23 protein-coding genes are annotated in these 26,460 nt (G+C 55.1%); 10 read left to right on the top strand and 13 right to left on the bottom strand.

What is annotated here, in order from left to right:
- Positions 1 to 55: 55 nt before the first annotated feature.
- Entirely contained in the window at positions 56 to 739 is a 684-nt protein-coding gene (gene gntX, locus ACH0VJ_RS12255) for a DNA utilization protein GntX (RefSeq protein WP_000958732.1), read from the bottom strand.
- A 37-nt stretch (positions 740 to 776) separates the two neighbouring features.
- On the opposite strand from gntX, the gene bioH reads away from it, so the two are divergent.
- Positions 777 to 1,547, top strand: coding sequence for a pimeloyl-ACP methyl ester esterase BioH (gene bioH / locus ACH0VJ_RS12250; RefSeq protein ID WP_000998143.1), 771 nt, complete (start codon positions 777 to 779; stop codon positions 1,545 to 1,547).
- A gap of 35 nt (positions 1,548 to 1,582) precedes the next feature.
- Here the strand turns inward: bioH and ACH0VJ_RS12245 are convergent, their stop codons facing one another.
- From ACH0VJ_RS12245 to greB, 6 genes are all read right to left on the bottom strand, one after another.
- Positions 1,583 to 2,497: an Rpn family recombination-promoting nuclease/putative transposase gene (locus ACH0VJ_RS12245; protein ID WP_000235955.1), complete on the bottom strand. Its 915-nt coding sequence runs from the start codon at positions 2,495 to 2,497 to the stop codon at positions 1,583 to 1,585.
- 234 nt (positions 2,498 to 2,731) lie between these two features.
- Complete coding sequence (gene feoC / locus ACH0VJ_RS12240; protein ID WP_000157589.1) at positions 2,732 to 2,968, bottom strand: [Fe-S]-dependent transcriptional repressor FeoC; 237 nt, start codon at positions 2,966 to 2,968, stop codon at positions 2,732 to 2,734.
- 12 nt (positions 2,969 to 2,980) lie between these two features.
- On the bottom strand, positions 2,981 to 5,299 hold the full coding sequence (gene feoB, locus ACH0VJ_RS12235) for a Fe(2+) transporter permease subunit FeoB (protein ID WP_000736972.1): 2,319 nt from the start codon (positions 5,297 to 5,299) through the stop codon (positions 2,981 to 2,983).
- A gap of 18 nt (positions 5,300 to 5,317) precedes the next feature.
- Positions 5,318 to 5,545, bottom strand: a complete 228-nt coding sequence (gene feoA / locus ACH0VJ_RS12230; protein ID WP_001160955.1) for a ferrous iron transporter A — start codon at positions 5,543 to 5,545, stop codon at positions 5,318 to 5,320.
- 436 nt (positions 5,546 to 5,981) lie between these two features.
- A complete protein-coding gene (locus ACH0VJ_RS12225; RefSeq protein WP_000980665.1) occupies positions 5,982 to 8,312 on the bottom strand; it encodes a Tex family protein in 2,331 nt (776 codons plus the stop codon).
- A 98-nt stretch (positions 8,313 to 8,410) separates the two neighbouring features.
- On the bottom strand, positions 8,411 to 8,884 hold the full coding sequence (gene greB, locus ACH0VJ_RS12220) for a transcription elongation factor GreB (RefSeq protein WP_000856695.1): 474 nt from the start codon (positions 8,882 to 8,884) through the stop codon (positions 8,411 to 8,413).
- A gap of 225 nt (positions 8,885 to 9,109) precedes the next feature.
- On the opposite strand from greB, the gene ompR reads away from it, so the two are divergent.
- Together ompR and envZ are read left to right on the top strand one after the other, a co-directional pair.
- The gene (gene ompR / locus ACH0VJ_RS12215; RefSeq protein ID WP_001157751.1) at positions 9,110 to 9,829 is read left to right on the top strand and encodes a two-component system response regulator OmpR; all 720 of its coding nucleotides are present in this window, start codon (positions 9,110 to 9,112) and stop codon (positions 9,827 to 9,829) included.
- Positions 9,826 to 11,178, top strand: a complete 1,353-nt coding sequence (envZ, locus tag ACH0VJ_RS12210) for a two-component system sensor histidine kinase EnvZ (protein WP_001253818.1) — start codon at positions 9,826 to 9,828, stop codon at positions 11,176 to 11,178. The genes ompR and envZ overlap by 4 nt, the downstream gene beginning before the upstream one ends.
- Positions 11,179 to 11,252: 74 nt before the next feature.
- Here envZ and pckA read toward each other — a convergent pair whose 3' ends face one another.
- Entirely contained in the window at positions 11,253 to 12,872 is a 1,620-nt protein-coding gene (gene pckA / locus ACH0VJ_RS12205) for a phosphoenolpyruvate carboxykinase (ATP) (protein ID WP_001265685.1), read from the bottom strand.
- A 379-nt stretch (positions 12,873 to 13,251) separates the two neighbouring features.
- On the opposite strand from pckA, the gene ACH0VJ_RS12200 reads away from it, so the two are divergent.
- The gene (locus ACH0VJ_RS12200) at positions 13,252 to 14,961 is read left to right on the top strand and encodes a DUF4153 domain-containing protein (protein ID WP_000446449.1); all 1,710 of its coding nucleotides are present in this window, start codon (positions 13,252 to 13,254) and stop codon (positions 14,959 to 14,961) included.
- Positions 14,962 to 15,071: 110 nt separating this feature from the next.
- Here ACH0VJ_RS12200 and hslO read toward each other — a convergent pair whose 3' ends face one another.
- From hslO to igaA, 4 genes are all read right to left on the bottom strand, one after another.
- Positions 15,072 to 15,950, bottom strand: a complete 879-nt coding sequence (hslO, locus tag ACH0VJ_RS12195; protein ID WP_001135571.1) for an Hsp33 family molecular chaperone HslO — start codon at positions 15,948 to 15,950, stop codon at positions 15,072 to 15,074.
- Positions 15,951 to 15,974: 24 nt separating this feature from the next.
- The gene (hslR, locus tag ACH0VJ_RS12190) at positions 15,975 to 16,376 is read right to left on the bottom strand and encodes a ribosome-associated heat shock protein Hsp15 (RefSeq protein ID WP_000660721.1); all 402 of its coding nucleotides are present in this window, start codon (positions 16,374 to 16,376) and stop codon (positions 15,975 to 15,977) included.
- Between the two features lie 10 nt (positions 16,377 to 16,386).
- The gene (gene yrfG / locus ACH0VJ_RS12185) at positions 16,387 to 17,055 is read right to left on the bottom strand and encodes a GMP/IMP nucleotidase (protein ID WP_001520508.1); all 669 of its coding nucleotides are present in this window, start codon (positions 17,053 to 17,055) and stop codon (positions 16,387 to 16,389) included.
- A 64-nt stretch (positions 17,056 to 17,119) separates the two neighbouring features.
- A complete protein-coding gene (gene igaA, locus ACH0VJ_RS12180; RefSeq protein WP_000104092.1) occupies positions 17,120 to 19,252 on the bottom strand; it encodes an intracellular growth attenuator protein IgaA in 2,133 nt (710 codons plus the stop codon).
- 322 nt (positions 19,253 to 19,574) lie between these two features.
- On the opposite strand from igaA, the gene nudE reads away from it, so the two are divergent.
- Positions 19,575 to 20,138, top strand: a complete 564-nt coding sequence (gene nudE / locus ACH0VJ_RS12175; protein ID WP_000045725.1) for an ADP compounds hydrolase NudE — start codon at positions 19,575 to 19,577, stop codon at positions 20,136 to 20,138.
- A gap of 95 nt (positions 20,139 to 20,233) precedes the next feature.
- Here the strand turns inward: nudE and mrcA are convergent, their stop codons facing one another.
- Complete coding sequence (gene mrcA / locus ACH0VJ_RS12170; protein ID WP_000673819.1) at positions 20,234 to 22,786, bottom strand: peptidoglycan glycosyltransferase/peptidoglycan DD-transpeptidase MrcA; 2,553 nt, start codon at positions 22,784 to 22,786, stop codon at positions 20,234 to 20,236.
- Positions 22,787 to 22,906: 120 nt separating this feature from the next.
- Between mrcA and ACH0VJ_RS12165 the strand changes: the two genes are divergently transcribed.
- The 5 genes from ACH0VJ_RS12165 to hofQ are packed head-to-tail and all read left to right on the top strand — an operon-like array spanning position 22,907 to position 26,226.
- Entirely contained in the window at positions 22,907 to 23,686 is a 780-nt protein-coding gene (locus ACH0VJ_RS12165) for a hypothetical protein (RefSeq protein WP_000874738.1), read from the top strand.
- Positions 23,686 to 24,225 (top strand): PilN domain-containing protein, encoded by a 540-nt coding sequence (locus ACH0VJ_RS12160; protein ID WP_000951389.1) that lies wholly within the window; start codon positions 23,686 to 23,688, stop codon positions 24,223 to 24,225. The genes ACH0VJ_RS12165 and ACH0VJ_RS12160 overlap by 1 nt, the downstream gene beginning before the upstream one ends.
- Positions 24,209 to 24,682, top strand: a complete 474-nt coding sequence (locus tag ACH0VJ_RS12155; protein WP_000992491.1) for a hypothetical protein — start codon at positions 24,209 to 24,211, stop codon at positions 24,680 to 24,682. The genes ACH0VJ_RS12160 and ACH0VJ_RS12155 overlap by 17 nt, the downstream gene beginning before the upstream one ends.
- The gene (locus tag ACH0VJ_RS12150) at positions 24,672 to 25,073 is read left to right on the top strand and encodes a HofP DNA utilization family protein (protein WP_000868832.1); all 402 of its coding nucleotides are present in this window, start codon (positions 24,672 to 24,674) and stop codon (positions 25,071 to 25,073) included. The genes ACH0VJ_RS12155 and ACH0VJ_RS12150 overlap by 11 nt, the downstream gene beginning before the upstream one ends.
- Positions 24,988 to 26,226 carry a DNA uptake porin HofQ gene (hofQ, locus tag ACH0VJ_RS12145; RefSeq protein ID WP_000832804.1) on the top strand — a complete coding sequence of 413 codons (1,239 nt, stop codon included), beginning with the start codon at positions 24,988 to 24,990 and terminating at the stop codon, positions 26,224 to 26,226. The genes ACH0VJ_RS12150 and hofQ overlap by 86 nt, the downstream gene beginning before the upstream one ends.
- Positions 26,227 to 26,460: the final 234 nt, after the last annotated feature.

Genomic DNA, 26,460 nt, shown 5'->3' with positions numbered 1-26,460 from the left:
AATGGCCTAATAGTTGACTATTTTAGTTGGTTATAATACGCCCATCATCGAGGCTCTACAAGGTTCGACACAGGCACCATACCTGGACAGTCGCTGCGCCGTTGCGCAAAAGCAGTTGCGCGATTTCCGCGACGGTACTTCCGGTAGTGACGACATCATCCACAATAACCATATGGAGACCCTGTACCGGCAATTCAAGGCGAAACGCGTTTTTCAAATTGCGCTTACGTAACCTGGCGCTGAGATGATGTTGTGTTGCGGTCGCCCGTACCCGCGTGATGGTCTGGCTGTCCCACGCGCAGCCCAGCCAGTGCGCTAACGGTTGGCATAACAGATCGCTTTGGTTAAACCCCCGCCGCCAGTGTCGGCGCGACCAGAGCGGAACGCTGACGATTCTGTCGGGAAGCTGCAAGCCAGTGCTGCGGCGCGCCATGAGGACTTCCTGCAACAGTAGACGCGCCAGAGCGGCGGCAATTTCGCTGCGGCGGGTAAATTTAAGCTGATGCACCAGTAAACTCAAGGGCGGCGTATAGTCACTGACGCTCACCAGACGCTGCCAGGGCGGAGGTTTTTGCAGGCAGCGACCGCAGGGGAGCGAAGGATGCGCGGCAGGTAATCCACATTGCGGACACAGGCTGACGCGCTGGCGGACGGCGCGCGCGCATACGGAACAAATCCCCCAGTGGCTTAACGCCAGCGGCATTCGGCATAGCCAGCATAATCCCGGTACTGTTAGCATAGGTGCATCCTTGTTAGACAAAAGAGAACAGTAACTGATGAATGACATCTGGTGGCAGACCTACGGCGAGGGAAATTGTCATCTTGTGCTGCTGCACGGATGGGGATTGAACGCGGAGGTATGGCATTGCATTCGCGAGGAACTCGGCTCGCATTTTACGCTGCATCTGGTCGACTTGCCGGGCTATGGTCGCAGCTCGGGGTTTGGCGCCATGACGCTTGAAGAGATGACGGCGCAGGTAGCGAAAAACGCGCCGGACCAGGCTATCTGGCTTGGCTGGAGCCTGGGTGGCCTGGTGGCGAGTCAGATGGCGCTCACCCACCCTGAACGCGTCCAGGCGCTGGTGACAGTCGCCTCTTCGCCATGCTTTAGCGCGCGTGAGGGGTGGCCGGGAATAAAACCAGAAATCCTCGGCGGATTCCAGCAGCAGCTTAGCGACGATTTTCAGCGCACGGTGGAGCGTTTTCTGGCGCTGCAAACGTTAGGGACGGAGACGGCGCGTCAGGATGCCCGCACCTTAAAAAGCGTGGTGCTGGCGCAGCCTATGCCGGATGTAGACGTGCTCAATGGCGGACTGGAAATCTTAAAAACGGTCGATCTACGAGAAGCGCTTAAAAATGTGAACATGCCGTTTTTGCGTTTGTATGGTTATCTGGACGGTCTGGTGCCGCGTAAAATCGCGCCTTTGCTCGATACGTTATGGCCGCACAGTACATCACAGATAATGGCGAAGGCGGCACATGCGCCGTTTATCTCGCATCCGGCGGCGTTTTGTCAGGCGCTGATGACGCTAAAATCATCGCTGTAACCAGGGCGTTGCCGGGCCCGGACCATTCTGCAAGATTAATGACTTTCAGACGCCAGATCGGCAGGCGCCAGCCCGGTAACCCTAAGCACGGTATCGCGATCGAAACCATCGTTTAGCATGGAGCGGGCAATGCGCAATGCGGCGAGCCGTTGGCCTTCCTGCTTGCCTTGCTGTAACCCGTTACGATGTCCTTCCTGACGTAATCTGTCTGCGATAGTCATGATCTTCTCCTTATGCTGTGGGATACGCATAGCCACCTGGCGGATAAACGTATTGAAGCGCGCGGCGTCGCCAGTGTGCATCATGTAATTAAACAAACTTTGAAGCTGGGTGTCATTAGCGTATCCCTTAACCAGCAGGGCGACCAGCTGTTCGACAAGCCCCATCAGATCGCGCTGGCGGATGTGTTTTTGTATGAGTTCCAGCAGCGCGACCCGTCGGTGCCGCATAATCTCGTCGTCCGGCACGACCGTAATATCGACCAGAGGAAAGGCGGTGGCGTATAGCTTACGCGCCATCACCGGGTCGGCAAATTCATCCAGCCAGCATAATGAGAACGGATACGGGCTGCGGTTTCCGTGATAAAACAGCATTGGCACCACTAACGGCAACGTCTTATGCCCGGCCTCCAGGTGCCGTTGCATTGCAGCCATTGCGTAACGCATCAGCCGAAATGCCATATGCGCGTCCGGCGTACTCTGATGTTCAATAACCACGTAAATGTAACCTTCACCTTCACTTGTTTCCAGCGACCAAAGAATATCGGAATAATGGGGGCGTAAATCCTCTTCAATAAAGCTACCGGACTCCAGCCGTAACGTATTCAGATTACAGATTTGACGTAATGTCGTCGGGAGATGAATTTCCAAAAAATCCCGTGCAGTATCGGGGTGGCATAGAAACTGTTTGAATACCGCGTCATGCGGCGTGGATGTTGTTGAGGTCGCCATATCGATCCGTCATCGGTGAAGTTCAATGGCGTGACACTACGCGCAGACCGGGCTGATTGCAGTAGAGGATTAGTGCGCTTGCGAGGTGCGTGGGGAGATAAATGCGCACGGCGGTAACGCTTTCATCTTTGTGGAAGGCATGACGCAAAATTGCCCGGCAGCGTGACGCGTACCGGGCAACATAACGCGGGATAAAGGCCGGATAAGACGCGTTACGTCGCTACCCGGCGAAGGCTAACGCAAGGCCCACCATTCGCGCAGGCAGGCTTTACCTTCCGGACAACTTTTACAGCTGCCTGAAAGGCAGCCGTCCGGTTCTTCCGGGATACGTACCGCTTTACCCATGATCTCCAGTTGATTCAGCATGGCGTCGATCATGGGCTGCGGAGCGTGCAGCGTATGGCTGATTTGCGTTGCCTCCATACGCCCCCGCAGCGCCAGTAGATCGCGAACCTGTATCAATGAAGCCATTTTTTACATCCCTTAGTGACAATTGCCCGCAGTGCCCGAACAACAGGAACTGACGTTTTTGTGGGTTGCCAGCAGTTCAATGTCTACACGGCTGCGGGCGCGGCGCAACAGGCTTAACACCACAACGTTAAAGACGATCACTGCCAGAATACAGATCAGGCTGTACGTCGGGTGTTGACTGAAGCTGGTAACCTGGTAGAACAGCGTGGCGAGCGAATAGGCGATATTCAGCCCCCACAGGATGGAGAAGCCCATCCAGCCGCGGCTGGACTCGCGGGCGATAGCGCCCATTACCGAGATACACGGTACGTAAAGCAGGACGAAAATCAGGTAACTGTACGCCGCCGCGGCGCTGCCGAATTTTTGATCCATCACGCCCATCGCGCCGGTCGCCATTTCGCCGTCGCCTTTACTCGCTTCGATCGGGTTAGCCAGTACGCTCAGGCTAAAGGTGTCTTTCAGGCTTTGCCAGGTATCGTCAACCGCGCCCAGCAGTTCATCGCCGAGGTGAAAATCGGCAGGATTAAACGCTTCGTCCTGAATATTTTCGGCGGTGTAGAGCGTGTTCAGCGTACCGACGACAACCTCTTTTGCCATGGCGCCCGTAAACAGACCCACGGTAGCTTGCCAGTTATCCTCATGGACGCCGATCGGTTTAAAGACTGGCGTGATGACGCGGCTTACGGAGGCGAGGGCGGAGTCATTAATGTTATCGACGATTTTGCCGCTCAGCGAGAAACTGTTAAACGCGCTCAGGAAAATACTCACGATGATAATGACTTTACCGGCGCGTAGTACAAAACCTTTCAGGCGTTGCCAGGTCTGGATGATCAGGCTCTTGATATGCGGGACGTGGTAAACCGGCAGCTCCATCACAAACGGAGAGGCTTCGCCGCGCATAATGGTATGCTTCAGCATCAGGCCGGTTAATACCGCCATGACAATACCCAGCACGTACAGCGAGAAGACCGCCAGCGCGCCGTTTTGCCCGAAGAAGGCGGCGGCAAAGACGGCGAAAATCGCCAGGCGCGCGCCACAGGACATAAACGGCGCCATCATGATGGTCATCAGGCGTTCGCGCGGAGCGTCAAGCGTGCGGGCGCCCATCACGGAAGGTACATTACAGCCGAAGCCGACAATCAGCGGCACGAAGGATTTACCCGGTAGTCCCAGCGCCTGCATCAGGCGATCCATGACGAAGGCCGCGCGCGCCATATAACCGGAGTCTTCAAGGAAGGAGAGGAACAGGTACATCATCCCGATTTGCGGCACCAGCGGCAGGACGGTATTGATCCCGCCGCCAAGACCTTGCGCCAGGAAGATGGTTAACCAATCCGGGAAGTGCAACGTGTAGCCAATCCATTGAATGCCATGAATAAAGATGGCGACGGAACCGGCATCAAACAGGGGTTGCAACGCGCCGCCGATGTTAATGGCGAGCAGGAACATCAGGTACATCACGAACAAAAAAATCGGTAAGCCGAGGAAGCGGTTCAGGATAATTTTATCGACCGCCCTGGTGAAGCGGCTGGGTTCGGCTGTCAGGGTATTGCTGACCACGTCGCAAATAGCGGCGATACACTGGTAACGGGCGTCGGCGATATGCAGCGCCGGGTCGTCCATTTCGTCCTTCAGACGGGCCAGGGAGGTGTCCAGGTTTTGCGCCGCCTCGCCTGCGTAAGCCCGGCTGTAGATATCGCCCTCCAGCATTTGCAGACCCAGCCAGCGGCGCTGTTGTAAAGGCATCTCCTGGGCCATCGCGTCGGCCAGGAAATCCGCTTCGCGCAGCAGCGGCTGGGCATAATGCACCAGTTCGACGTTGTCGTTAGCGTTGTGACGGTCAATGGCCAGTTTCAGCGCCTCGATACCGCGGCCGCGAGTCGATACCAGCGGTACGACAGGGCAACCCAGACGCGTGGACAGAGCGTCGACATCAATACGAACCTGCTGTTTTTCGGCGATATCCAGCATGTTGAGCGCGACAATACAGGGGATACCCAGCTCCAGCAGCTGCAGCGTCAAATAGAGGTTGCGCTCCAGATTGGAGGCGTCCACAACGTTTATCAACAGGTCGGCGTCGCCGCTCAGGATGTAGTGGCAGGCGATCTGTTCGTCGAGAGAGGTTTGTGACGAGATGGTCGTCAGAGAATAGGTGCCGGGTAAATCTACCAGCGTGACCTGGTGGTCAGTTGTCGCGAACTGGCCCTCTTTACGCTCGACGGTGACGCCCGCCCAGTTCCCCACGCGCTGACGCGCGCCGGTGAGTTGGTTAAATAAGGTGGTCTTGCCGGAATTAGGATTACCAATTAAACCAATGGTTAATTTTTTCATTTTTATAGACTCACTGTATTAACAGGAAACCGCTTCCACTTCTATTAACGCCAAATCCTTTTTACGCAAAACCAGACTCACGCGTCGTGTTTCGATATGGATCGGATCGCCTAAGGGCGCGACGCGGACGACATTAAATGAAGAGCCGGGCAACATGCCGAGCGAAAGCAGTTTTTGACGATACGCCGGGCTGATTTCACGCGCAAAGCCGGTGATTTTCCACGCAGTGTCAGGAGTGAATTGCATACGACCTACTTGTTTCTTACTAACTGGATGTATACCTCATGCGGCGCTCAGGGGGGCGGCAGGAGACCCGATGTTTAGCCAACGAAGGAAAGAGTAAATAATCAACAACACAATGATAATGAGAATGGTTTCTATCTTCAACGATTAAAATGTGACGGAATGTACAAATAAGCGATAATTTGCGCCGATGTTGATATGGCTCAACATTTATTTGTCTTTTTGCAAATACCCCTATTGTGCAAATATCCACCGTTTTTAATGTTTAATTAAGGTTTCATCTGTTAATAAAGTGATAATTAATAGTGCGGGTAGCAGAAGGAAATTAATTAACAGATTCTAATGGGTAAGATTTAATTGTTAATTAAAAAAGAAAGGGTTGGACGTATTGCAAAATCGCAGGCCGGATAAGAAGTAACCCGGCCTGCGTATTACCCGATTAGCGTTTTTTTCCCATTGCCGCTGCCAGCGCGTCCATCATGGCGCTGTTACCGGCTGGCTGGGCGTCACGACCGCGCGGTTTCGCCGCTTTTGATGCCGGGCGGTTGCCCTGAGCGCGATCGGCGCCGCCGCCGCGGCGAGCGGCGGTTTCGCCGGGCTGTTCGTCCAGACGCATCGTCAGCGCAATACGCTTACGTTGCAGATCCACTTCCAGCACTTTCACCTTCACGATGTCGCCCGCTTTCACCACGGTGTGTGGATCTTCAACGAACTTAGTCGACAGGGAAGAGATATGCACCAGGCCATCCTGATGAACGCCGATATCGACAAACGCGCCGAAGTTAGTGACGTTAGTGACCGCCCCTTCCAGAATCATCCCCGGCAGCAGGTCGTTCATGGTTTCGACGCCATCGGCGAATTGCGCGGTTTTAAATTCAGGACGCGGGTCGCGGCCCGGTTTTTCCAGCTCTTTGATGATATCGCTCACGGTCGGCACGCCGAATTTATCGTCGGTAAAATCAGCGGCCTTGAGGTGACGCAATTCGTTGCTGTTGCCCATCAGATCTTTTAGCGCTTGCTGCGTCGCCGCCAGAATGCGTTCGACAACCGGATAGGCTTCCGGGTGGACGGTGGACGCATCCAGCGGGTTATCGCCGTGGTTAATACGCAGGAAGCCCGCGCACTGCTCAAACGCTTTCGGCCCCAGACGGCTCACCTTCAACAGTTGCTGGCGGTTCTGGAACTGACCGTTCTCATCGCGCCAGGCGACGATGTTTTGCGCCATCATGCGCGTTAAGCCTGCGACGCGGGTCAGCAGCGGTACGGAGGCGGTATTCAAATCGACGCCGACGGCGTTTACGCAGTCTTCGACCACCGCATCCAGTTTACGAGCCAACTGGGTCTGGCTGACATCGTGTTGATATTGGCCGACGCCGATGGATTTCGGATCGATTTTCACCAGTTCCGCCAGCGGATCCTGTAGACGACGCGCGATAGAGACCGCGCCGCGCAGGGAGACGTCGAGATCCGGAAACTCCTGCGCCGCCAGCTCAGAAGCGGAATACACGGACGCCCCCGCTTCGCTGACGATCACTTTCTGCGCCGTCACGTTCGGGAACTGTTTCTGTACGTCGAGATAGAAGCGTTCGGTTTCACGCGAGGCCGTACCGTTGCCAATCGCGACCAGTTCGACGTGGTATTTTTCGCACAGCGCGGCGATCACGGTAGCCGCTTTGGCCGCCTGACCGGTATGCGGATAAATGGTATCCGTCGCCACCAGCTTACCGGTGCCGTCAACGACAGCGACTTTTACGCCGGTACGCAGGCCAGGATCAAGGCCCATTGTGGCACGCAGGCCTGCGGGGGCTGCCATCAGCAGGTCGTGCAGGTTACGGGCAAACACGTTAATCGCTTCGTCTTCCGCACGTTCGCGCACGGTGCCCATCAGCTCGGTTTCGAGGTGCATTAAGACTTTGATACGCCACGTCCAGCTCACTACGCCTTTGCGCCAGCTATCCGACGGGGCGTTATTCAGCCGCAGGCCGAGATGGTTCATGATGATCTGCTCGCAGTAGCTCTCTTTCGGCGGCTCATCAAACTGTGGGTCGGCATTGAGCGAAAGTTGCAGAATGCCTTCGTTACGACCACGGAACATGGCCAGCGCACGGTGAGACGGGACGTTAGCAATGGGCTCATGATGGTCGAAATAGTCGCGGAATTTTGCCCCTTCTTCCTCTTTGCCGCTCACGACTGTGGCGACCAGATGGGCGTTCTTCCACAGGTAATCACGCACTTTCGCCAGCAATGCGGCGTCTTCGGCAAAGCGCTCCATCAGAATGTAGCGTGCGCCGTCGAGCGCGGCTTTCGTGTCCGCCACGCCTTTGTCGCCATCAATGTACTTTGCCGCTTCCACGTCAGGATCGTGGGACGGCTCGTTCCAGAGCAGATCGGCCAGCGGCTCAAGGCCGGCTTCAATGGCGATTTGTCCACGGGTGCGGCGTTTAGGTTTATAGGGCAGGTAGAGGTCTTCGAGCTCGGTCTTACTTAACGTAGCGTTGATGGCGCCAGCCAGCTCATCGGTCAGTTTGCCTTGTTCGGAAATGGACTTGAGAATGGCCTGACGCCTGTCTTCCAGCTCACGCAGATAGCCCAGACGCGTTTCCAGGTTACGCAACTGCGTGTCATCCAGACCGCCGGTGATTTCTTTACGATAACGTGCGATAAACGGCACGGTGTTCCCTTCGTCAAGCAGGCGAACGGCAGCTTCAACCTGCCCGGCATTTGCCTGGATTTCACCCGCAATAATGCGGCAGAAAGAATCATTCATCATGGGTTAGCTTCGTCTTCAGGATAAAAATCAGGGGATAGTTATACGGATTGGCTGGCAAAAATGCCAGCCATCAGCAGGGGCTTAGGATTCTTCTTGTCTTATTTGACGTATTCGATCGCATTGACGTACCAGTTTGCTTCGCCGACAGGGGTGTTGACCACCGCCAGATCGCCCACTTCTTTTTTCAGTAGCGCCCGCGCCATCGGCGAGTCGATAGAGATGTAATCCTTACGTCCGAAAATTTCATCGTAGCCGACAATGCGGAACTTCAGCGTATCGCCGTCATCGTTTTCAATTTCCACCCAGGCGCCGAAGAAGACTTTGCCCTCCTGCTGCGGGGAATAATCCACGATTTTGAGATTTTCCATGCATTTGGTCAGATATCTGACGCGTCTGTCGATCTCACGCAGGCGCTTTTTATTATACTGATAGTCGGCATTCTCGCTGCGGTCGCCCAGACTCGCAGCCCAGGTCACTTTTTTGGTGACCTCCGGGCGCTCTTCACGCCAGAGATAATTGAGCTCTTGTTTGAGTGTTTCGTACCCTTCGCGGGTGATCAGGGGCGTTTTCATCTCGTTGATTTACCTTTGCTGTCGATATTGCGCACACGGGGTATAACGTGATCGTCCCGACAGAATAAATAATGGGGTTGCCGATTAATTGTATATTTAAGCTGCTGTTAAATATGCTTTGTAACAATTTAGCCTGAAATTCATACCAGAATTTGCTGGTGACTCACGTGAGCTTTTTTAAGAATACACACTTACATTTGTTGCGAACCTTTGGGAGTACAGACAATGCAAGAGAATTATAAGATTCTGGTGGTTGATGACGATATGCGTCTGCGGGCGCTACTGGAACGTTATCTGACCGAGCAGGGCTTCCAGGTTCGAAGCGTCGCTAACGCCGAGCAGATGGATCGTCTGCTGACCCGTGAATCTTTCCATCTCATGGTACTGGATTTAATGCTGCCAGGTGAAGATGGTCTGTCGATTTGTCGTCGCCTGCGTAGTCAAAGTAATCCAATGCCGATCATTATGGTCACGGCGAAGGGTGAAGAAGTTGACCGTATCGTCGGGCTGGAAATCGGCGCCGATGACTACATTCCTAAACCGTTTAACCCGCGCGAGCTGTTGGCGCGTATTCGCGCCGTGCTACGTCGTCAGGCAAACGAACTGCCCGGCGCGCCGTCGCAGGAAGAGGCCGTTATCGCGTTCGGTAAGTTTAAACTGAACCTCGGTACGCGCGAGATGTTCCGTGAAGATGAACCGATGCCGCTGACCAGCGGGGAGTTTGCGGTACTGAAAGCGTTAGTCAGCCATCCGCGCGAGCCGCTCTCTCGCGACAAGCTGATGAATCTGGCCCGTGGTCGCGAGTATTCCGCGATGGAACGCTCCATCGACGTCCAGATCTCCCGCCTGCGCCGTATGGTGGAAGAAGATCCGGCGCATCCGCGTTATATTCAGACCGTATGGGGCCTGGGCTACGTCTTCGTACCGGACGGTTCTAAAGCATGAGGCGAATGCGCTTCTCGCCGCGAAGTTCATTTGCCCGCACGCTGTTGCTCATCGTCACCTTGCTGTTCGTCAGCCTGGTGACGACCTACCTGGTGGTGCTGAACTTCGCGATTTTGCCGAGCCTCCAGCAGTTTAATAAGGTTCTGGCTTACGAAGTCCGTATGCTGATGACCGATAAGCTGCAACTGGAGGACGGCACGCAGTTAGTCGTGCCGCCTGCGTTTCGCCGGGAAATCTATCGCGAGCTGGGGATCTCTCTCTATACCAACGAAGCCGCTGAAGAGGCCGGGCTGCGTTGGGCGCAACACTACGAATTCTTAAGCCACCAGATGGCGCAGCAATTAGGCGGCCCGACGGAAGTGCGCGTTGAGGTCAACAAAAGCTCGCCCGTCGTGTGGCTCAAAACCTGGCTGTCGCCCAATATCTGGGTGCGCGTGCCGCTGACCGAGATTCATCAGGGCGATTTTTCTCCGCTTTTCCGTTACACGCTGGCGATCATGCTCCTGGCGATAGGTGGCGCGTGGCTGTTTATTCGTATACAGAATCGACCGTTAGTGGATCTTGAACATGCCGCTTTGCAGGTAGGGAAGGGAATTATTCCGCCGCCGCTGCGTGAATATGGCGCCTCTGAGGTGCGCTCTGTGACCCGGGCGTTTAACCATATGGCAGCCGGCGTGAAACAATTGGCCGATGACCGTACGCTATTGATGGCGGGCGTCAGCCACGACTTGCGCACGCCGCTGACCCGTATTCGTCTGGCGACGGAGATGATGGGCGAGGAAGACGGTTATCTCGCGGAGTCGATCAATAAAGACATCGAAGAGTGTAACGCCATTATCGAACAGTTTATTGACTATCTGCGTACCGGTCAGGAAATGCCAATGGAGATGGCGGATCTCAATTCCGTGCTGGGCGAGGTGATTGCGGCGGAAAGCGGCTATGAGCGTGAGATTAACACTGCGCTTCAGGCAGGCAGCATCCAGGTGAAAATGCACCCGCTCTCGATTAAGCGCGCGGTGGCGAATATGGTGGTCAATGCTGCCCGCTATGGCAACGGCTGGATTAAGGTCAGCAGCGGCACCGAGTCGCATCGCGCCTGGTTCCAGGTAGAAGATGACGGGCCGGGCATTAAGCCGGAGCAGCGTAAACATCTGTTCCAGCCTTTTGTGCGTGGCGACAGCGCCCGTAGCACCAGTGGCACAGGGCTGGGGCTGGCGATTGTGCAGCGCATTATTGATAACCATAACGGGATGCTGGAGATTGGCACCAGCGAGCGTGGCGGATTGTCGATTCGCGCCTGGCTACCGGTTCCTGTGGCTCGCGTCCAGGGAACGACAAAAGAGGCATAAGAAAGGGAGGTATTACCCTCCCTTTCTTCTCAACGCTGGATGACGCTGTTCAAAGCCGCCATCCGGCCTGTTCCTTACAGCTTCGGTCCGGCGCTAACCAGCGCTTCGCCTGCCGGGGTATCCGTATACTTCTCGAAGTTCTCAATGAACAGTTTCGCCAGCGCGGTGGCTTTTTCCTGCCATTGTTCCGGCGACGCGTAAGTGTTACGCGGGTCGAGAATGTGGGTATCCACGCCTGGCAGTTCAGTCGGGATCGCCAGATCGAACAGCGGCAGACGGAAGGTTTCCGCGTTATCAAGAGAACCGTTCAGAATGGCGTCGATAATCGCGCGCGTATCTTTGATGGAGATACGTTTGCCGGTGCCATTCCAGCCGGTGTTAACCAGATAAGCCTGCGCGCCCGCAGCCTGCATACGTTTCACCAGCACCTCAGCATACTGCGTCGGGTGCAGCGTCAGGAACGCGGCGCCGAAGCAGGCGGAGAAGGTGGGGGTCGGTTCGGTGACGCCGCGTTCGGTGCCGGCCAGTTTAGCGGTGAAACCCGACAGGAAGTGGTACTGCGTCTGGTTAGCGGTTAAACGGGAAACCGGCGGCAACACGCCGAAAGCATCCGCCGTCAGGAAGATAACCTTAGTGGCGTGACCTGCTTTGGATACGGGCTTAACGATGTTATCGATATGATAGATCGGGTAAGAGACGCGGGTGTTTTCGGTTTTGGAACCATCGTCGAAATCTACGGTGCCGTCTTCGCGCACGGTGACGTTTTCCAGTAGCGCATCACGGCGAATCGCATGATAAATTTCTGGCTCCGCTTCTTTCGACAGTTTGATGGTTTTGGCGTAGCAGCCGCCTTCAAAGTTGAACACGCCGTCGTCATCCCAACCGTGCTCATCATCGCCAATCAGACGACGTTTCGGGTCGGTGGACAGAGTGGTTTTTCCGGTACCGGAAAGGCCGAAGAAGACCGCGACATCGCCTTTTTCACCCACGTTGGCGGAACAGTGCATTGAGGCGATACCTTTTAGCGGCAGCAGGTAGTTCATTACCGAGAACATCCCTTTTTTCATTTCGCCGCCGTACCAGGTGCCGCCAATAAGCTGAATACGTTCAGTCAGGTTGAACGCCACAAAGTTTTCCGAGTTCAGCCCTTGCTCTTTCCACTGCGGGTTGGTGCACTTCGCGCCGTTCATGACAATAAAGTCAGGTTTGAAGCCTACCAGCTCTTCGTCCGTTGGGCGAATGAACATATTTTTAACGAAGTGGGCCTGCCAGGCGACTTCCGTAATAAAGCGCACGGAAAGACGCGTATCGGCATTTGCGCCGCAGAACGCATCAACAATGAATAAGCGTTTACCGGAAAGCTGATGCGTCACCAGATCTTTCAGGTGTTGCCAGGTTTCCTGGGAAAGCGGCTTATTATCGTTTTTACCTTTACCCTTATCGGACCACCACAGCGTATCACGCGTGGTGTCGTCGCGAACAATATACTTATCCTTAGGCGAACGACCGGTAAAAATACCGGTATCAACGGCAACAGCGCCCAGGTTAGTTAACACGCCACGCTCATAGCCTTCCAGACCAGGATTAAGTTCTTCCTGATAAAGGGTGTCGTAGCTGGGATTGTAAACGATATCCTGGACGTCGTTGATACCATAAGCCTTGAGATCTTGCGGGGTTAAATTGTTAACGCGCATATCACTGCTCCTTAGCCAATATATATTACCGAAAATAGTAAGGTTTTTTGAGGTTGGTTAACCGCGACAAGGCTCATAGATTTACGTATCTGGACAAAATCACGATTGACGAAAAACACTGTGACTCCTGTCACGCAGCGGCGGTTATTATGGCAGGAAACCTACTTTTGTTGTGGAAAATGTTCTGAAAACGTTAAAAGGAAGTGTTTTTGACCGACATAATGTGACTGTAATCGCATTCATGTAAGAAAGTTACGTAACACCAACATTAACAATATCGATTCACCTCTCTGCGTTTTTTTCTGAATTATGCATGACGACGCCTGGCGGTGAACAGATGATGCAATAATGCGACTTTCTCATCATTCTGGATAACGACATGGAAAGTGTAGCGCTTTCACGTACTACTCGCTGGGGTATGTTGCTCACCGGTTTGCTGCAGGGCGTTTTGTGCTACCTGCTGATGGCCTGGCTGGTACCACAAAATAGCGACTGGCTGTTCTATGGTATGCCTGCGACGATAGCGTTGTCGTCAATGCTATTGCTTACCGTGGTCTCTTTTAAACAGCGCGCGCTGTGGGGCTGGCTGGGGCTGACCTTTGTGGTCGTGCTGGCAATGAGCGGCTGGCTGAAATGGCAGGTTGAGGCGGTGGAGAAATGGCGCCTGGCCGAGCTCCTCTGGCTGTATGGTCTCCGGCTTGTGTTGATGGCGATGCTGGTATTACCCTGGATGCAATATCAGCTACATTCGCAAACCGGTTCGGCGCGTTATCCCCAGTTTTATCTGCGGTTATGGCATAACGTACTGACATTGTTTATCGTCCTGGTCGCTAACGGACTGTTCTGGCTGGTGCTTCTGCTCTGGAGCGCGCTATTCAGGCTGGTGGGCATCCGCTTTTTCAGCATCCTTTTCTTTGAAACTGAAGCCTTTATTTATGTGACCATCGGCCTGATTACGGCGCTGGCGGTCATTCTCGCCCGCACGCAGTCGCGCCTTGTAGCGGCGGTGCAAAAGCTGCTGACGCTGATCGCGACGGGTTTACTGCCAGTGGTGTCGCTGCTGGCATTGCTGTTTATTGTGACGTTACCCTTTACCGGACTGGAGGCGATTTCTGCGCGTGTTTCCGCTGCGGGGCTGCTATCCACGCTGACGCTGATGCTGCTGCTCCTCGTGGCGATTGTCAACGAACCGCAAAAGCGCGTATTACCCTATCCGCGCGTACTACGCGGCATGATTAGCGCCTCGCTGTGCGTTGCCCCGATATATATGCTGCTGGCGGGCTGGGCGTTATGGGTACGTATTCAGCAATACGGCTGGACGCCGGATCGCCTGTATGGCGCGCTGACGGCGTCTGTCTTGCTGGTATGGTCCTTCGGTTATCTGATCGGTCTGTTACGCCGCGGACGCGACCCTGGTGAGTGGCAAGGCAAGGTGATACTGAGCGTCTCTTTGTTGACGCTGGTGATATTGCTGTTGCTGGCCTCGCCTGTACTTGATGTCTGGCGTATTAGCGTCAACAGCCATATGGCGCGTTACCATAGCGGTAAAATTACTGCGGATCAGATCAGCCTGTATATGCTGGATCACAGCGGCAAACCTGGCCAGGAAGCGCTGAAATCGTTGCGGGATGACGAGGCGTTTACGCAGAACAGAAAGCGCAATCGTAAACTGATGACGTTTTTGCAGAGAAATAAGGTCTCTCCGACGGCGGACGATTTAGCGCGGGTGGTGATGATTGCGCCCGGTAGCCAGAAGCCGGATGCCGCATTTTGGGCGTTTGTCAAAGAGCAGAGTTATTCGGACGATTCCTGCCTTGAACCGGATGCCTGCGTGCTGGTGAGTCAGGATCTTAACGGCGACGGTCAGCCTGAGCAGGTGCTGTATAACTTTATTGTTGCCGAGAGCCAGGTCTACGGCTTAAAAGAGGGGAAATGGACGCAGAAAGCGTTCGCCCGATTGCCGGACGGGTTTTCTAAGACGCAACTGTTGCACGCGATTGCCGGGCATCGGTTAGACTCAGCCCCCAAAGCCTGGCGCGATATCATTGTTGATGGTCAGCGGTTGGATGTGGATTACTACAACGAGTAAGCTTTTTGCCGGATGGCGGCATAAATGCCTTATCCGGCCTACGGAGCGGGATGCTGTAGGCCAGATAAGCGCAGCGCCATCAGGCAATGACGTTGCCGACTACGAGGCGATTAGTGAACCTGTGGATCGGCAGGAGAGGCGTTGTTACGGATCTCCGCGATATCCATCGCATTGAACAGGTAATGATTGCCGCAGTAATCGCAGTGCATATCGATTTCGCCTTCTTCCGCCAGAATGCTGTCCACTTCTTCATCCGGCAATGTTTTCAGCGCGCCCGCGCAACGTTCGCGTGAACAGGTGCATTTGAATTCAACATCTTGCGGATCGTAGAGCGTGACTTCTTCTTCGTGATACAAACGCCACAGCACGTCATTTGCCGGTAACGTCAGCAGCTCTTCGCTTTTAATGGTTTCCGTCAACATAGCCAGATGGTCGAAATCCTCCGCCTGCGCGTTCTGTGCCGGCATCACCTGAAGCAACATTCCACCTGCCGCCGGTTTACCGTCGACATCGCCGGTACGGATAAACAGGCGCGTCGGCAACTGCTCGGAGCGCAGGAAGTAATCTTCCAGGCACGCCGCCAGAGTATCGCCTTCCAGACCCACCACGCCCTGATAGCGTTCACCCTCTTCCGGCGTAATGGTGATCACCAGATAGCCGTTGCCAACCAGCGTTTTGAGATCCGCATTGTCAGGGATATCGCCCTGAACGCGAGCCACGCCGCGCATCTGCTGCTGATTATTGCCATTGATCACCGCCAGGCTTAACGGCCCGTCGCCCTGGAGCTGTACCGTAATGTCACCGGCAAACTTCAGCGTCGCGGTCAGCAGGCTAGTGGCGACCAGCAGTTCGGCCAGTACGGTTTTCACCGGCTGCGGGTAGGTATGATTGTCGAGGATCTGTTGCAAGGTTTCCGAAACGGTCACCAGCTCGCCGCGAACGGCAAAGTTTTCAAACAGATAACGATGTAATTGGTCATGTTGCGGCATAATCATCTCTCTTGCGGGTGACAGTTATTCGCTGTCGCCGTGTTTAAATCGTAACAGGTCGCGGCGCTCTTTCTTGTCCGGTCGCCTGTCCGGATGCGGCATGGTCAGGGCGTTAAGCTTGCGCGCCTGCGCCATTTTTTCGCGTTTTTCCACGCTTTCCGCCGTCTCTTCATACAGAGCGACGGCTTCGCTGGCCGGACGGCGCTGTTCGGTGATGGCTTTAACGATCACCGTCCGTTCGTCATTTCCCTGACGCAGGGTAAGGGTTGCGTTCAGCTCGACGATTTTGCTCGGCTTACTGCGCTGGCCGTTGTAATGCACCTTACCGCCTTCAATCATCTCGCGGGCCAGCGCGCGGGTTTTATAAAAACGCGCGGCCCACAGCCATTTATCCAGTCTGACCTCAACGGAGGACTTTTCTTTCATGGCGTCTCCTTCACATCAGCGAGGGGATCAGACGGCGGTAGTCGTTCAGGGACGGATGGCGCGTATAGTGCTTTTCCGCCAGGCCGGAATCGGGATTCGTCACGCCAAGACAGTAGCGAATACCAAACCGGGCGGCGGCGTCGAGAATCGGTTCGCTGTCATCGATAAACAGCGTTTTCTCTGCGCTTATTCCCGTTTCCTCAGTGACAGCGCGCCATAACCGCTGATCCTCTTTGGGATAACCAAATGTGTGGGTGGAAAGTAATAAATCAAGGTGTGAGGCCAGACCGGTATGCTCCAGCTTCACCGCCAGGTTATGTGGATGCGCATTGGTGAGCAGAATCCGACGTTTTCCGCTGGCTTTTAACGCATTCAGAAACGGTACGGTATCGTCGCGCAAAACGGCGCGCGGCCCTTGCGCCGTCGTCATGGCGCAAATATCCAGACCCAGACGCTCGCTCCAGTAATCCAGACAGTACCAGTTTAGCGTATGCTGTACGGCATGATACTGCTGGCGAATATATTCCTGCGCGTCCTGCGGCGAAATACCCTGCTGCGCGCCGTAGGTTTCCGGTACCAGCTTTTGCCAGAAATAGTTATCGAACGCGAGATCGAGCAGCGTGCCGTCCATATCCAGCAAAACGGTATCCACGTTTTGCCAGTCAATATCAATATGCATGGGGAACTCCAGGGTAACGCAATTTGCGCGACAGGGTAGCATACCCTGTCGCACGGCGGCGCTATCAGATGAGATTTTCCGGAGAGACGGTTAACCTGGGATTGAGACAGCTTTCATAGTATTCCTGGATGTCCGCCATACGGGTACGGTGGCGTTGATAACGTCTGAACGCCTGAATGCCGTTGTAGACCGCGCTCACTATCATTGCCAGCATCAGCAGCGTGGTGCCGAGGTAACGCCACCAGCCGGATTTATCGGGGATACGATGCAGGCTGATATGCTGCGTGCCGTTGGCATCGGTATACACGCTGGTGACAATGCCCTCGGCGCTAAATGGCGTCTGCATAAGCGTTTGCGCCAGACGCTGGAAGGCGCTCCACTGTTCCTGCGCGGGATAGTCATACAGCGGCGTTGACGGCCAGGCCTGATCAACCAGTTCGCTGCCTTCATCGCTGGCGATCAGGAATCCGCCGGGAGCGGGGCTATTTAGCGACTGGGCGGCACGCGCGGTCTCGCGAGAAATAAACGGCGCCGTTGAGGTCGTGACCAGATTTTCCAGCGACTCTGCGCTTACGGGGCGTAGCAGCACGTTGACGCCGTCCAGTTTGCCGGCGTTCGCGCGTTTCACCAGCGCGTTCCAGTCCTTACTGTTACCGAGATTAACCAGCGCATTTTTCAGACGCACGCACTCGTCTTCCGCCGCGCACAAATCAGCGGTTTTCAGAACAATATCGCCAAAGTCATCTAATAATACCATGCCCGATTTTTGGATCGCGGAGCGTAAAGATGCGCTGACGCGCGAGTCGTCTTCGGGTTTTGGATGGAGCTGACGATTTACCGCCTGGCTTAGCGCCATCGCTTTATTCACCAGGTCTGATTCCGGCAGCGGTAGCGCAGGCGCGTCATTCCAGATGATTTGCGAGCAATCGAACGGCATAAACGGTGAGTTAGACTGGCCGCTCCAGGTCGCGCCGGAATGAATATTACACATTCCTTTACCGCTCAGGTGCAGCGTATCGCCCACCCGCACGCCAGCTTTTTCAAGTTGTTTTACCGTTGTCGCTTCAATGGTTTGCGCGCCTTTCATCCACGATAGCGTGAACTTGATTGGCATATCCAGCGGGATCCAGAACAGCAGCATAAACAACACCAGCAGCGAACCGATAGCAATAACAGTGCTGCGTAACCAGTGCTGCAACGGGAAGTTTTTCACTTCATCATGCAGGGATAAAAACCGGCCCTGGCGCGCGACATGGCGATCAAGGTAAATATCAATATCCGTTTGTTGCCCAAGATCCTGCGTAATGTAGGGTTGCCAGTGGGCAGGGTAAATAAGGTCGATGATGCCCAGCGAAATATTGTTAATCTGCTCCTGATTATTCTCCCCAAACAGTCCCCAGCGGCGGGGCGTTCCCCGCAGACAGTGAATTTCCCGCAGCGCGCTTTTCGACGGCGGCGCAAAAAGCCCCCAAAGTCCGGCTGCCAGCAGCAGGATCGCGCCGCCTATCATCCACGGTACAAAAACGTCTGGCGTTATCAGGCAGAAAAAGAATAACAAAAAGGAGGCGACGATTAACAACGCTTCGCGCAAGCCAGCCGGGCGGCTGAGCGCATATTCTTCGTGGGTCTCCTGACGGATATTCAACAGCTCAATCTGCTCGCTCTCTTCGCCGCGAATCGACGCCTGCGTAGAGGCCGTATTCTGTAGCGCGTAGCCGCGCGACTCCTGCATATACTCTTGCAGCGTATGGCCGTTTAAAGAGATCACCAGCGGCAGCGTATCCGTGAGGATCAGCTCAACGTTGTTTTCATCATTGATGTACTGTTCCCAGAAAGGCGGCAGATGGACTTCGACGGAGTCGAGGTAGTAGCGCCATTTATTAGGATCGTCAGTGGTAATGCCGTAGCGGGTGATGGAGTGGGTCAGTATCACGACACTGTTGCTTTCCGCGTTCAGCGTCAGCGAGATGGGCGCAGCACTGGCGCCTGTCGGCCCCGGAACTTGCTGGATCTGGCTAAGGTTATCGAGATAATTTTCTACCGCGCTGCGCTCTTCGGGCAACAGTTTACGCGTTTGCGCGTCCTGAAAGGCGCTGATCCACGGTAAGCTTCCTCGTCTGGACTTTACCCGGAACCGCCATATTGCCAGTAGAGAGCAGGCCAGCAAAGCAGCTATAAAAATCAGAATGGTGCTCATGCTTTCCCCATCTTACTAAGTCTGTCAGGCGTGGTCAGTCGCACCCTGTCCAATAAACATTTTTCTGTGGTTGGCTATCGGCAAGCGTGGAGTTGAACTTGAGCATTGTAAAGCGCATCCCAGTGAAGGCAAATCATAGCAATACCACCAAAAACGGAATATCAGCAAATTCCTGGAGTTATTTCAACCTATTGACTTTTAATTTGAAATAAGAATTAATTTTTATTACGTTACATAAATGTAAATAAACGGCAATTCGCATTGCCGAAACCGTGCGGTATGTCGCACAATGACCACAGATTACACTGCAAAGATTCTCACAATGAGCAAATCATTACAAAAACCCACCATTCTGAAAGTGGAAACCGTCGCACAATCCCGACTGTTTAACGTAGAAAGCGTGGATCTGGAGTTCAGCAACGGCGTGCGTCGCGTGTATGAACGTATGCGACCATCAACCCGTGAGGCGGTAATGATTGTGCCGATCGTTGATGAGCATCTGATTCTTATTCGTGAGTATGCGGTGGGAACCGAATCCTATGAGCTGGGCTTCTCGAAAGGATTGATCGACCCGGGCGAGACCGTTTTTGAAGCGGCGAACCGGGAGCTCAAAGAAGAGGTCGGGTTTGGCGCGCATAACCTGACCTTCTTAAAAAAACTCAGCATGGCGCCCTCTTATTTTTCCAGCAAAATGAATATCGTGGTGGCGGAAGATCTCTATCCGGAGTCGCTGGAAGGCGACGAGCCTGAGCCATTGCCGCAGGTACGCTGGCCGCTGGCGCATTTAATGGATCTGCTGGAAGACCCCGATTTTAACGAGGCCCGCAACGTCAGCGCGCTGTTTCTGGTACGCGAGTGGTTGAAAGCGCAGGGCCGAATTGCCTGATGGCGCGGCGTTGATCAAGCCAACGGAAAGTTTGTCTCCCCGTTCGCCGTCATCCGCTAAACACAATAAAAAAGGCGCCGGAGCGCCTTTTTTGATCAGAACAGTTCGTGTGTTTCACCATTATCAATAATGGTGGTTCCCACCTCGTGTACCGCCTGTTGTGTCGGCTGCGTGCCTTCGATGAAATACTCTTCACGGCTGTTACCGCCGCTCGCCAGTTGTCCGGTACTGCGGTCGATATTCACCGTGACGATGCCCGGCGGCGGCGTTAGCGGCTGTTCCGGCACGCCTTCCAGCACGGCTTTCATATAGGCGTCCCATGCAGGTTGCGCGCTCTTCGCGCCGCCCTCATAGCCGGAGATTTGATCTTTGATCGCGCCGGAAGCGGTGGTGCGGCCTAAATCACGGCGGTGATCGTCAAAGCCGATCCATACGGAAGTGACGACGCCAGGACCATAGCCGGAGAACCATGCGTCTTTCGAGCTGTTGGTCGTACCGGTTTTGCCGCCGATATCGCGACGTTTAAGGTCGCGCGCCGCACGCCAGCCGGTACCCATCCAGCCGGGTTCGCCGAAGATATTGGTGTTCAGCGCGCTTTTGATCAGAAACGCCAGCGGCGTATTGATCACATGCGGCGCGTACTCCTGCGTGCCGTTTTGCGCGACCAGCGCCTGGTTTGCCTGTTCCAGCTCAGGCATCGGTACGGCGCTGTTTTGCTGCTCTTGCGAAACCGCGACCTCTTCCACATTGGTGTTTTCCAGCACGTCGGATTTCTGCGTATTGCCGTAAATGACCGGGATATCGCACTCCGGGCAGGCGATTTTCGGTTTCGCTTCGAAGATCACGCCGCCCTGATCGTTCTCAATCTTGCTGATGAAATACGGGTCGATCAGGAAACCGCCGTTCGCCATCACCGCATAACCGCGCGCAACCTGCATCGGCGTGAAGGAGGCGGAGCCCAGCGCCAGCGATTCGGTATGCACGATATTCTGCGCCGGGAAGCCGAAGCGTTGCAGATACTCCGCCGCATAGTCGACGCCCATGGCGCGCATGGCGCGTACCATCACCACGTTTTTCGACTGCCCCAGCCCCTGGCGTAAACGAATCGGTCCGGCGTACTGCGGCGGGGAGTTTTTCGGACGCCAGTCTGAACCTGCCCCGGCGTCCCAGCGGGAAATCGGCACATCGTTGAGCATACTGGCGAGCGTCAGCCCTTTATCCATTGCGGCGGTGTAGAGGAACGGTTTGATGTTCGACCCCACCTGACGCAAAGCTTGCGTCGCGCGGTTAAATTTACTCTGATTAAAATCGAAACCGCCGACCAGCGCCAGTACCGCGCCTGTTTGCGGGTTAAGCGAAACCAGCGCGGAGTTCACTTCCGGTACCTGCGCTAGCCACCAGTCGTTATCCACCTGACGAACCCAGATTTGCTGACCTGTCTGGACGACATCGGTAACTTTACGCGGCGTCGGCCCCTGCTGTGTATCCGAGCGGTAAGGCCGCGCCCAACGCATTCCTTCCATATGTAGCGAAACGGACGTGCCGTCGGCAAGCGCAGCGGTCGCCTCTTGCGGATTAGCGCTGGTGACCACGGCGGGAAGCAGCGGTCCGTAGGTCGGCAACGCTTTCAACGTATCGGTAATTTTTTTACTGTCCCACGCCGTTTCGCCCACTTTCCATAGCACATTCGCCGGGCCGCGATAACCGTGGCGCATGTCATAGTCCAGCACGTTATTACGCACCGCCTGTTGCGCGGCCTGCTGCACTTTGCGGGTGATGGTCGTATAAATACGATAACCATCTTCGTAGGCGCTTTCGCCATAACGGTTATACATTTCCTGGCGCACCATTTCCGACAGATAAGGCGCGGAGAAGGCGATTTCCGGCGCGTGATAATTTGCGTCGATAGGTTCGCTACGTGCCTGATCGTACTGCGCCTGAGTGATATATCCCTCGCTTAACATTCGCGAAAGCACTACGTTACGGCGCGCCACCGCCCGATCCATCGAGTAGAGCGGGTTAAAGGTAGAAGGCGCTTTAGGTAGCCCGGCGATAACCGCCATTTCGCTTAGACTAAGCTGGTCGACCGTCTTACCAAAGTAGACCTGTGCCGCCGCGCCAACGCCATAGGCGCGGTAGCCGAGATAGATCTTGTTCAGATAGAGTTCGAGGATCTCATTTTTATTCAGCAACTGCTCAATACGAATCGCCAGAAACGCTTCCTTGATCTTGCGCATCAGCGTGCGTTCGGGGCTAAGGAAGAAGTTTCGCGCCAGTTGCTGGGTAATGGTACTTGCTCCCTGCGATGCGTGACCGGAGAAGAGCGCGACGCTGGCCGCACGGAAAATACCTACCGGGTCAATGCCGTGATGCTCATAAAAGCGGCTATCTTCGGTGGCGATAAAGGCGTTGATCATTTCCGGCGGAATTTGATCGAGCGTAACGGGAATACGGCGTTTTTCGCCATATTGCGCGATAAGTTCGCCATCCGCGCTGTAAACCTGCATCGGAATTTGCAAACGCACATCTTTCAATGTCGCGACGTCAGGTAGCTGCGGCTCAATATAGCGATAAAGGCCATAAATCGAGCCTGCTCCCAGCAGGATGCAACATACTGCAAGGATCAATAAATACTTTACGAACTTCACTGGAGATTTCCCATTTAGTGTCATTTGGGCAGTTTATAAACAAACGCGCGGTAGTATAAAGGCAAGCCAGACGCATTGATATACCCGTTAACGCGACGGGTGATAAGGAGATCGACCGTTATGGCTTTTAAAACCTGGCAAATAGGATTGCATATTCAGCAGCATGAAGCGCTGGCCATCGCCGTTATTCGCGGCGCATCGGGCTGGTCTCTGCAACGTTGGTGGCGACTGCCGCTGATGAACGCCTCCACGGCAGAGGGTACGATTCCTGACCCGCAATCGCTGGCTCACGTACTGCGACCCTGGAGCCGCGAGCTGCCGCTACGTCACCGTATTTATCTCTCTTTTCCCGCAAATCGGACATTGCAACGCGCTTTTCCACATCCGCCGATGCGTCTGCGGGAACGTGAGCAAGTCGCATGGCTTTCACAAACGATGGCGCGTGAGCTGGATATGGATCCGGACTTATTGCGTTTCGACTTTCAGGACGATGCGCTAAGCCCTGCGTTCAACGTTACCGCCGTGCAAAGCAAAGAAATTTCAGCGCTGTTAACGCTGGCGCAAACGCTCAATGTGCGCATCGCTGCTGTAACGCCCGATGCCTGCGCGCTACAGCGCTTGCTGCCGTTTATACCTTCGGGGCGGCAATGTCTGGTCTGGCGCGATGAGAGCCAGTGGCTGTGGGCGACGCGCTATGCGTGGGGACGTAAATCGGCGCGAGAGGCGATGACGCTGCATGACCTTGCCGCGACGTTATCCGTCGTGCCGGAACATATTTCGTTATGCGCCGAAGGCGAATTCGACCCCTGGCGCGCCGTTACCGTCCGCCAACCGCCGGTTCCGCCGGACGGTTATCGCTTTGCGATTGCGCTGGGTTTAGCCATGGGGGAGATACGCTGATGGCGCATTCTGTCAATTTGCTCCCCTGGCGGCGCCAACATTACGTAGCGCGTCTGCGGCTGTGGTGCGTGGTATGGGGCGCATCCCTGCTGCTGATAGCAAGCCTCGCGACGATCGCCCGGTTGGTTTTTTGGCAGGAGGGGAGGATTAATGAACTGCTACTGACGGCGGAAAACGGACGCACGACGGCGCTTGCGGCGAACATACCGCAGTTGCAGCAGCGTCAGCGACAGCAACAGGCGCGATTACAACGTCAGGCGCAGCGTGAACTGACGCAAGCCTGGCAATCTATCTTGACTGACCTTGCCAATCTGTTGCCAGAGCAGGCATGGCTGACAAGCCTCAATTATCAGCAAGAGACGCTAGAGCTGGAAGGGCTGGCGAGAACGTTTGACGCCCTGCTCACGCTTGAGACATCGCTTCGTCACTATGTCAGTTTTCCGCTAAACCGCACGGGCGCCACGCAGCAGGATGCGCAAGGGCGCTGGCAGTTCCATTATCAGTTAACGAGGAGCGCCGCCCGTGAACGCGCTCTTTGATATCTGGTACGGGATGTCGCGCCGTGGTCGGGTTTTTGGTTGGTGTGCAGGCGTGCTGTGCCTGACGCTGACGGTTGCGTTATCTGTGGGCTATCCCGGCTGGAAAACGCTGGATACGCAACAAATGCGGTTAAGCCAGCAGCGCGAGGCCGCCCGGCAACAGTGGCGTCATCTGCGCCGTCTGAGCGTCGCGGCTGAACCGCTTTTCGGGCGCACCGTGGAAAATCCGCGTCCTTTTTCGCCGTTAGATTTCCAGGCGCCTCCCCTGCGTTTGCTGCACTGGCAGCCATCGGCGCAGGGGGGAGAATTGGCGCTGAAAACGTCCTGGGATGCGGTGCCGTCGCTGTTTGTCCGGTTGGCCGAAAGCGAGATGAGCGTAAGTCGGTTTTCATTGCGTAAAGAGGGGGCGGAATTATTGATGATGCTGCAACTGGAGCGCCTGGCGAATGAAGGTTAGCCGCGGTGTATTGCTCTGTTTTTGTTTGCTGACGTTGACGGGAATGCGCGATCCCTTCCGCCCGCCGGAAGATCGCTGCCGGATAGCCGAACTCTCGCAGTGGCGGTATCAGGGCGCGGTGCGTAAAGGCGAGCGATGGACAGGCATTCTTAAAGACAGCCAGCAAAAATGGCGGCGAGTGGAAGAAGGGCAGACGCTGGAAAACGGTTGGACGATTGTCCGCCTGACGGCGGAAGCCTTAACGTTAACGACCGGTAAAAATTGTGCGCCGCCGCAGTGGCGGTGGCTACGTCAGGGAGCGGACAATGAAGCGATGGATAGCCATAATACTGATAGCCTTGATGCCCGCCGCGCAGGCGGGAAAAGCGGCGAAAGTGACGCTGGTGGTTGATGACGTCCCTGTGGTGCAGGTTTTGCAGACTTTAGCCGAACAGGAGCGGCAGAATCTGGTGGTGTCTCCGGACGTCAGCGGGACATTATCGCTACATCTGACGGATGTGCCGTGGAAACAGGCGCTACAGACGGTGGTCAATAGCGCGGGGCTGGTGCTGCGTCAGGAGGGGAATATTCTCCATGTTCATTCACAGGCCTGGCAGAAAGAGCACAGTGCGCGGCAGGATGCCGAGCGGTTAAGGCTTCAGGCTAATTTACCGCTGGAAAATCGCAGCATTAGCCTGCAATACGCCGATGCCGCCGAACTGGCGAAAGCGGGCGAGAAACTCCTGAGCGCGAAGGGAACCATCATGGTAGATAAGCGCACCAACCGCCTGCTGTTACGCGATAACCGCGCGGCCCTGGCGGAGCTGGAAAAATGGGTATCGCAAATGGATCTGCCGGTGGCGCAGGTGGAGCTGGCGGCGCATATCGTTACCATTAACGAAAAGAGTCTACGGGAACTGGGCGTAAAGTGGACGCTGGCTGACGCGACGCAAGCGGGCTCGGTGGGTGACGTGACGACGCTTTCCAGTGATTTATCTGTCGCCGCCGCCACCTCACGCGTCGGGTTTAACATCGGGCGCATTAACGGACGCTTGCTGGATCTGGAGCTGTCAGCGCTGGAGCAAAAGCAGCAGTTGGATATTATCGCCAGCCCCCGGCTGCTGGCTTCCCATCTGCAGCCAGCCAGTATCAAGCAAGGCAGCGAAATTCCTTATCAGGTTTCCAGCGGCGAAAGCGGCGCGACCTCCGTGGAATTTAAAGAAGCGGTGCTGGGAATGGAGGTGACGCCCACCGTTTTGCAAAAAGGGCGCATCCGCCTGAAGTTACATATCAGCCAGAATGTTCCCGGTCAGGTACTACAACAGGCTGACGGCGAAGTGCTGGCGATAGATAAACAGGAAATTGAAACGCAGGTAGAGGTAAAAAGCGGCGAGACGCTGGCGCTGGGCGGTATTTTTTCGCGAAAAAATAAATCGGGTAGCGATAGCGTGCCGCTGTTGGGGGATATTCCCTGGCTTGGTCAGCTCTTCCGCCATGACGGCAAAGAGGACGAGCGACGCGAATTAGTGGTGTTTATCACCCCCAGACTGGTGGCGACAGAATAATTTATGCATAAAAAAGCGCTGTTTTTGCACTGAACGCATCTGCGGGATTTGACGTGCGGATGTATTTAGCATACAAGGAGTACCGATTTGAGAGTCGTGCTTTTCGTTGCTTACGCATTGATTAATGCGCTTTGCCTTGCCGAAGGTGTGCATAAGACCGATGATAAACGGCTGAATGTCCGCTGATGCAGACGTATTGGTTCTGCGGATTGCGCACAATTGTTTGAAAGTAGA

This window comes from Salmonella sp. 2020_1459, assembly GCF_043847915.1.
Lineage (GTDB): Bacteria > Pseudomonadota > Gammaproteobacteria > Enterobacterales > Enterobacteriaceae > Salmonella > Salmonella enterica.
This window is presented reverse-complemented; position numbering and strand designations above follow the sequence as displayed.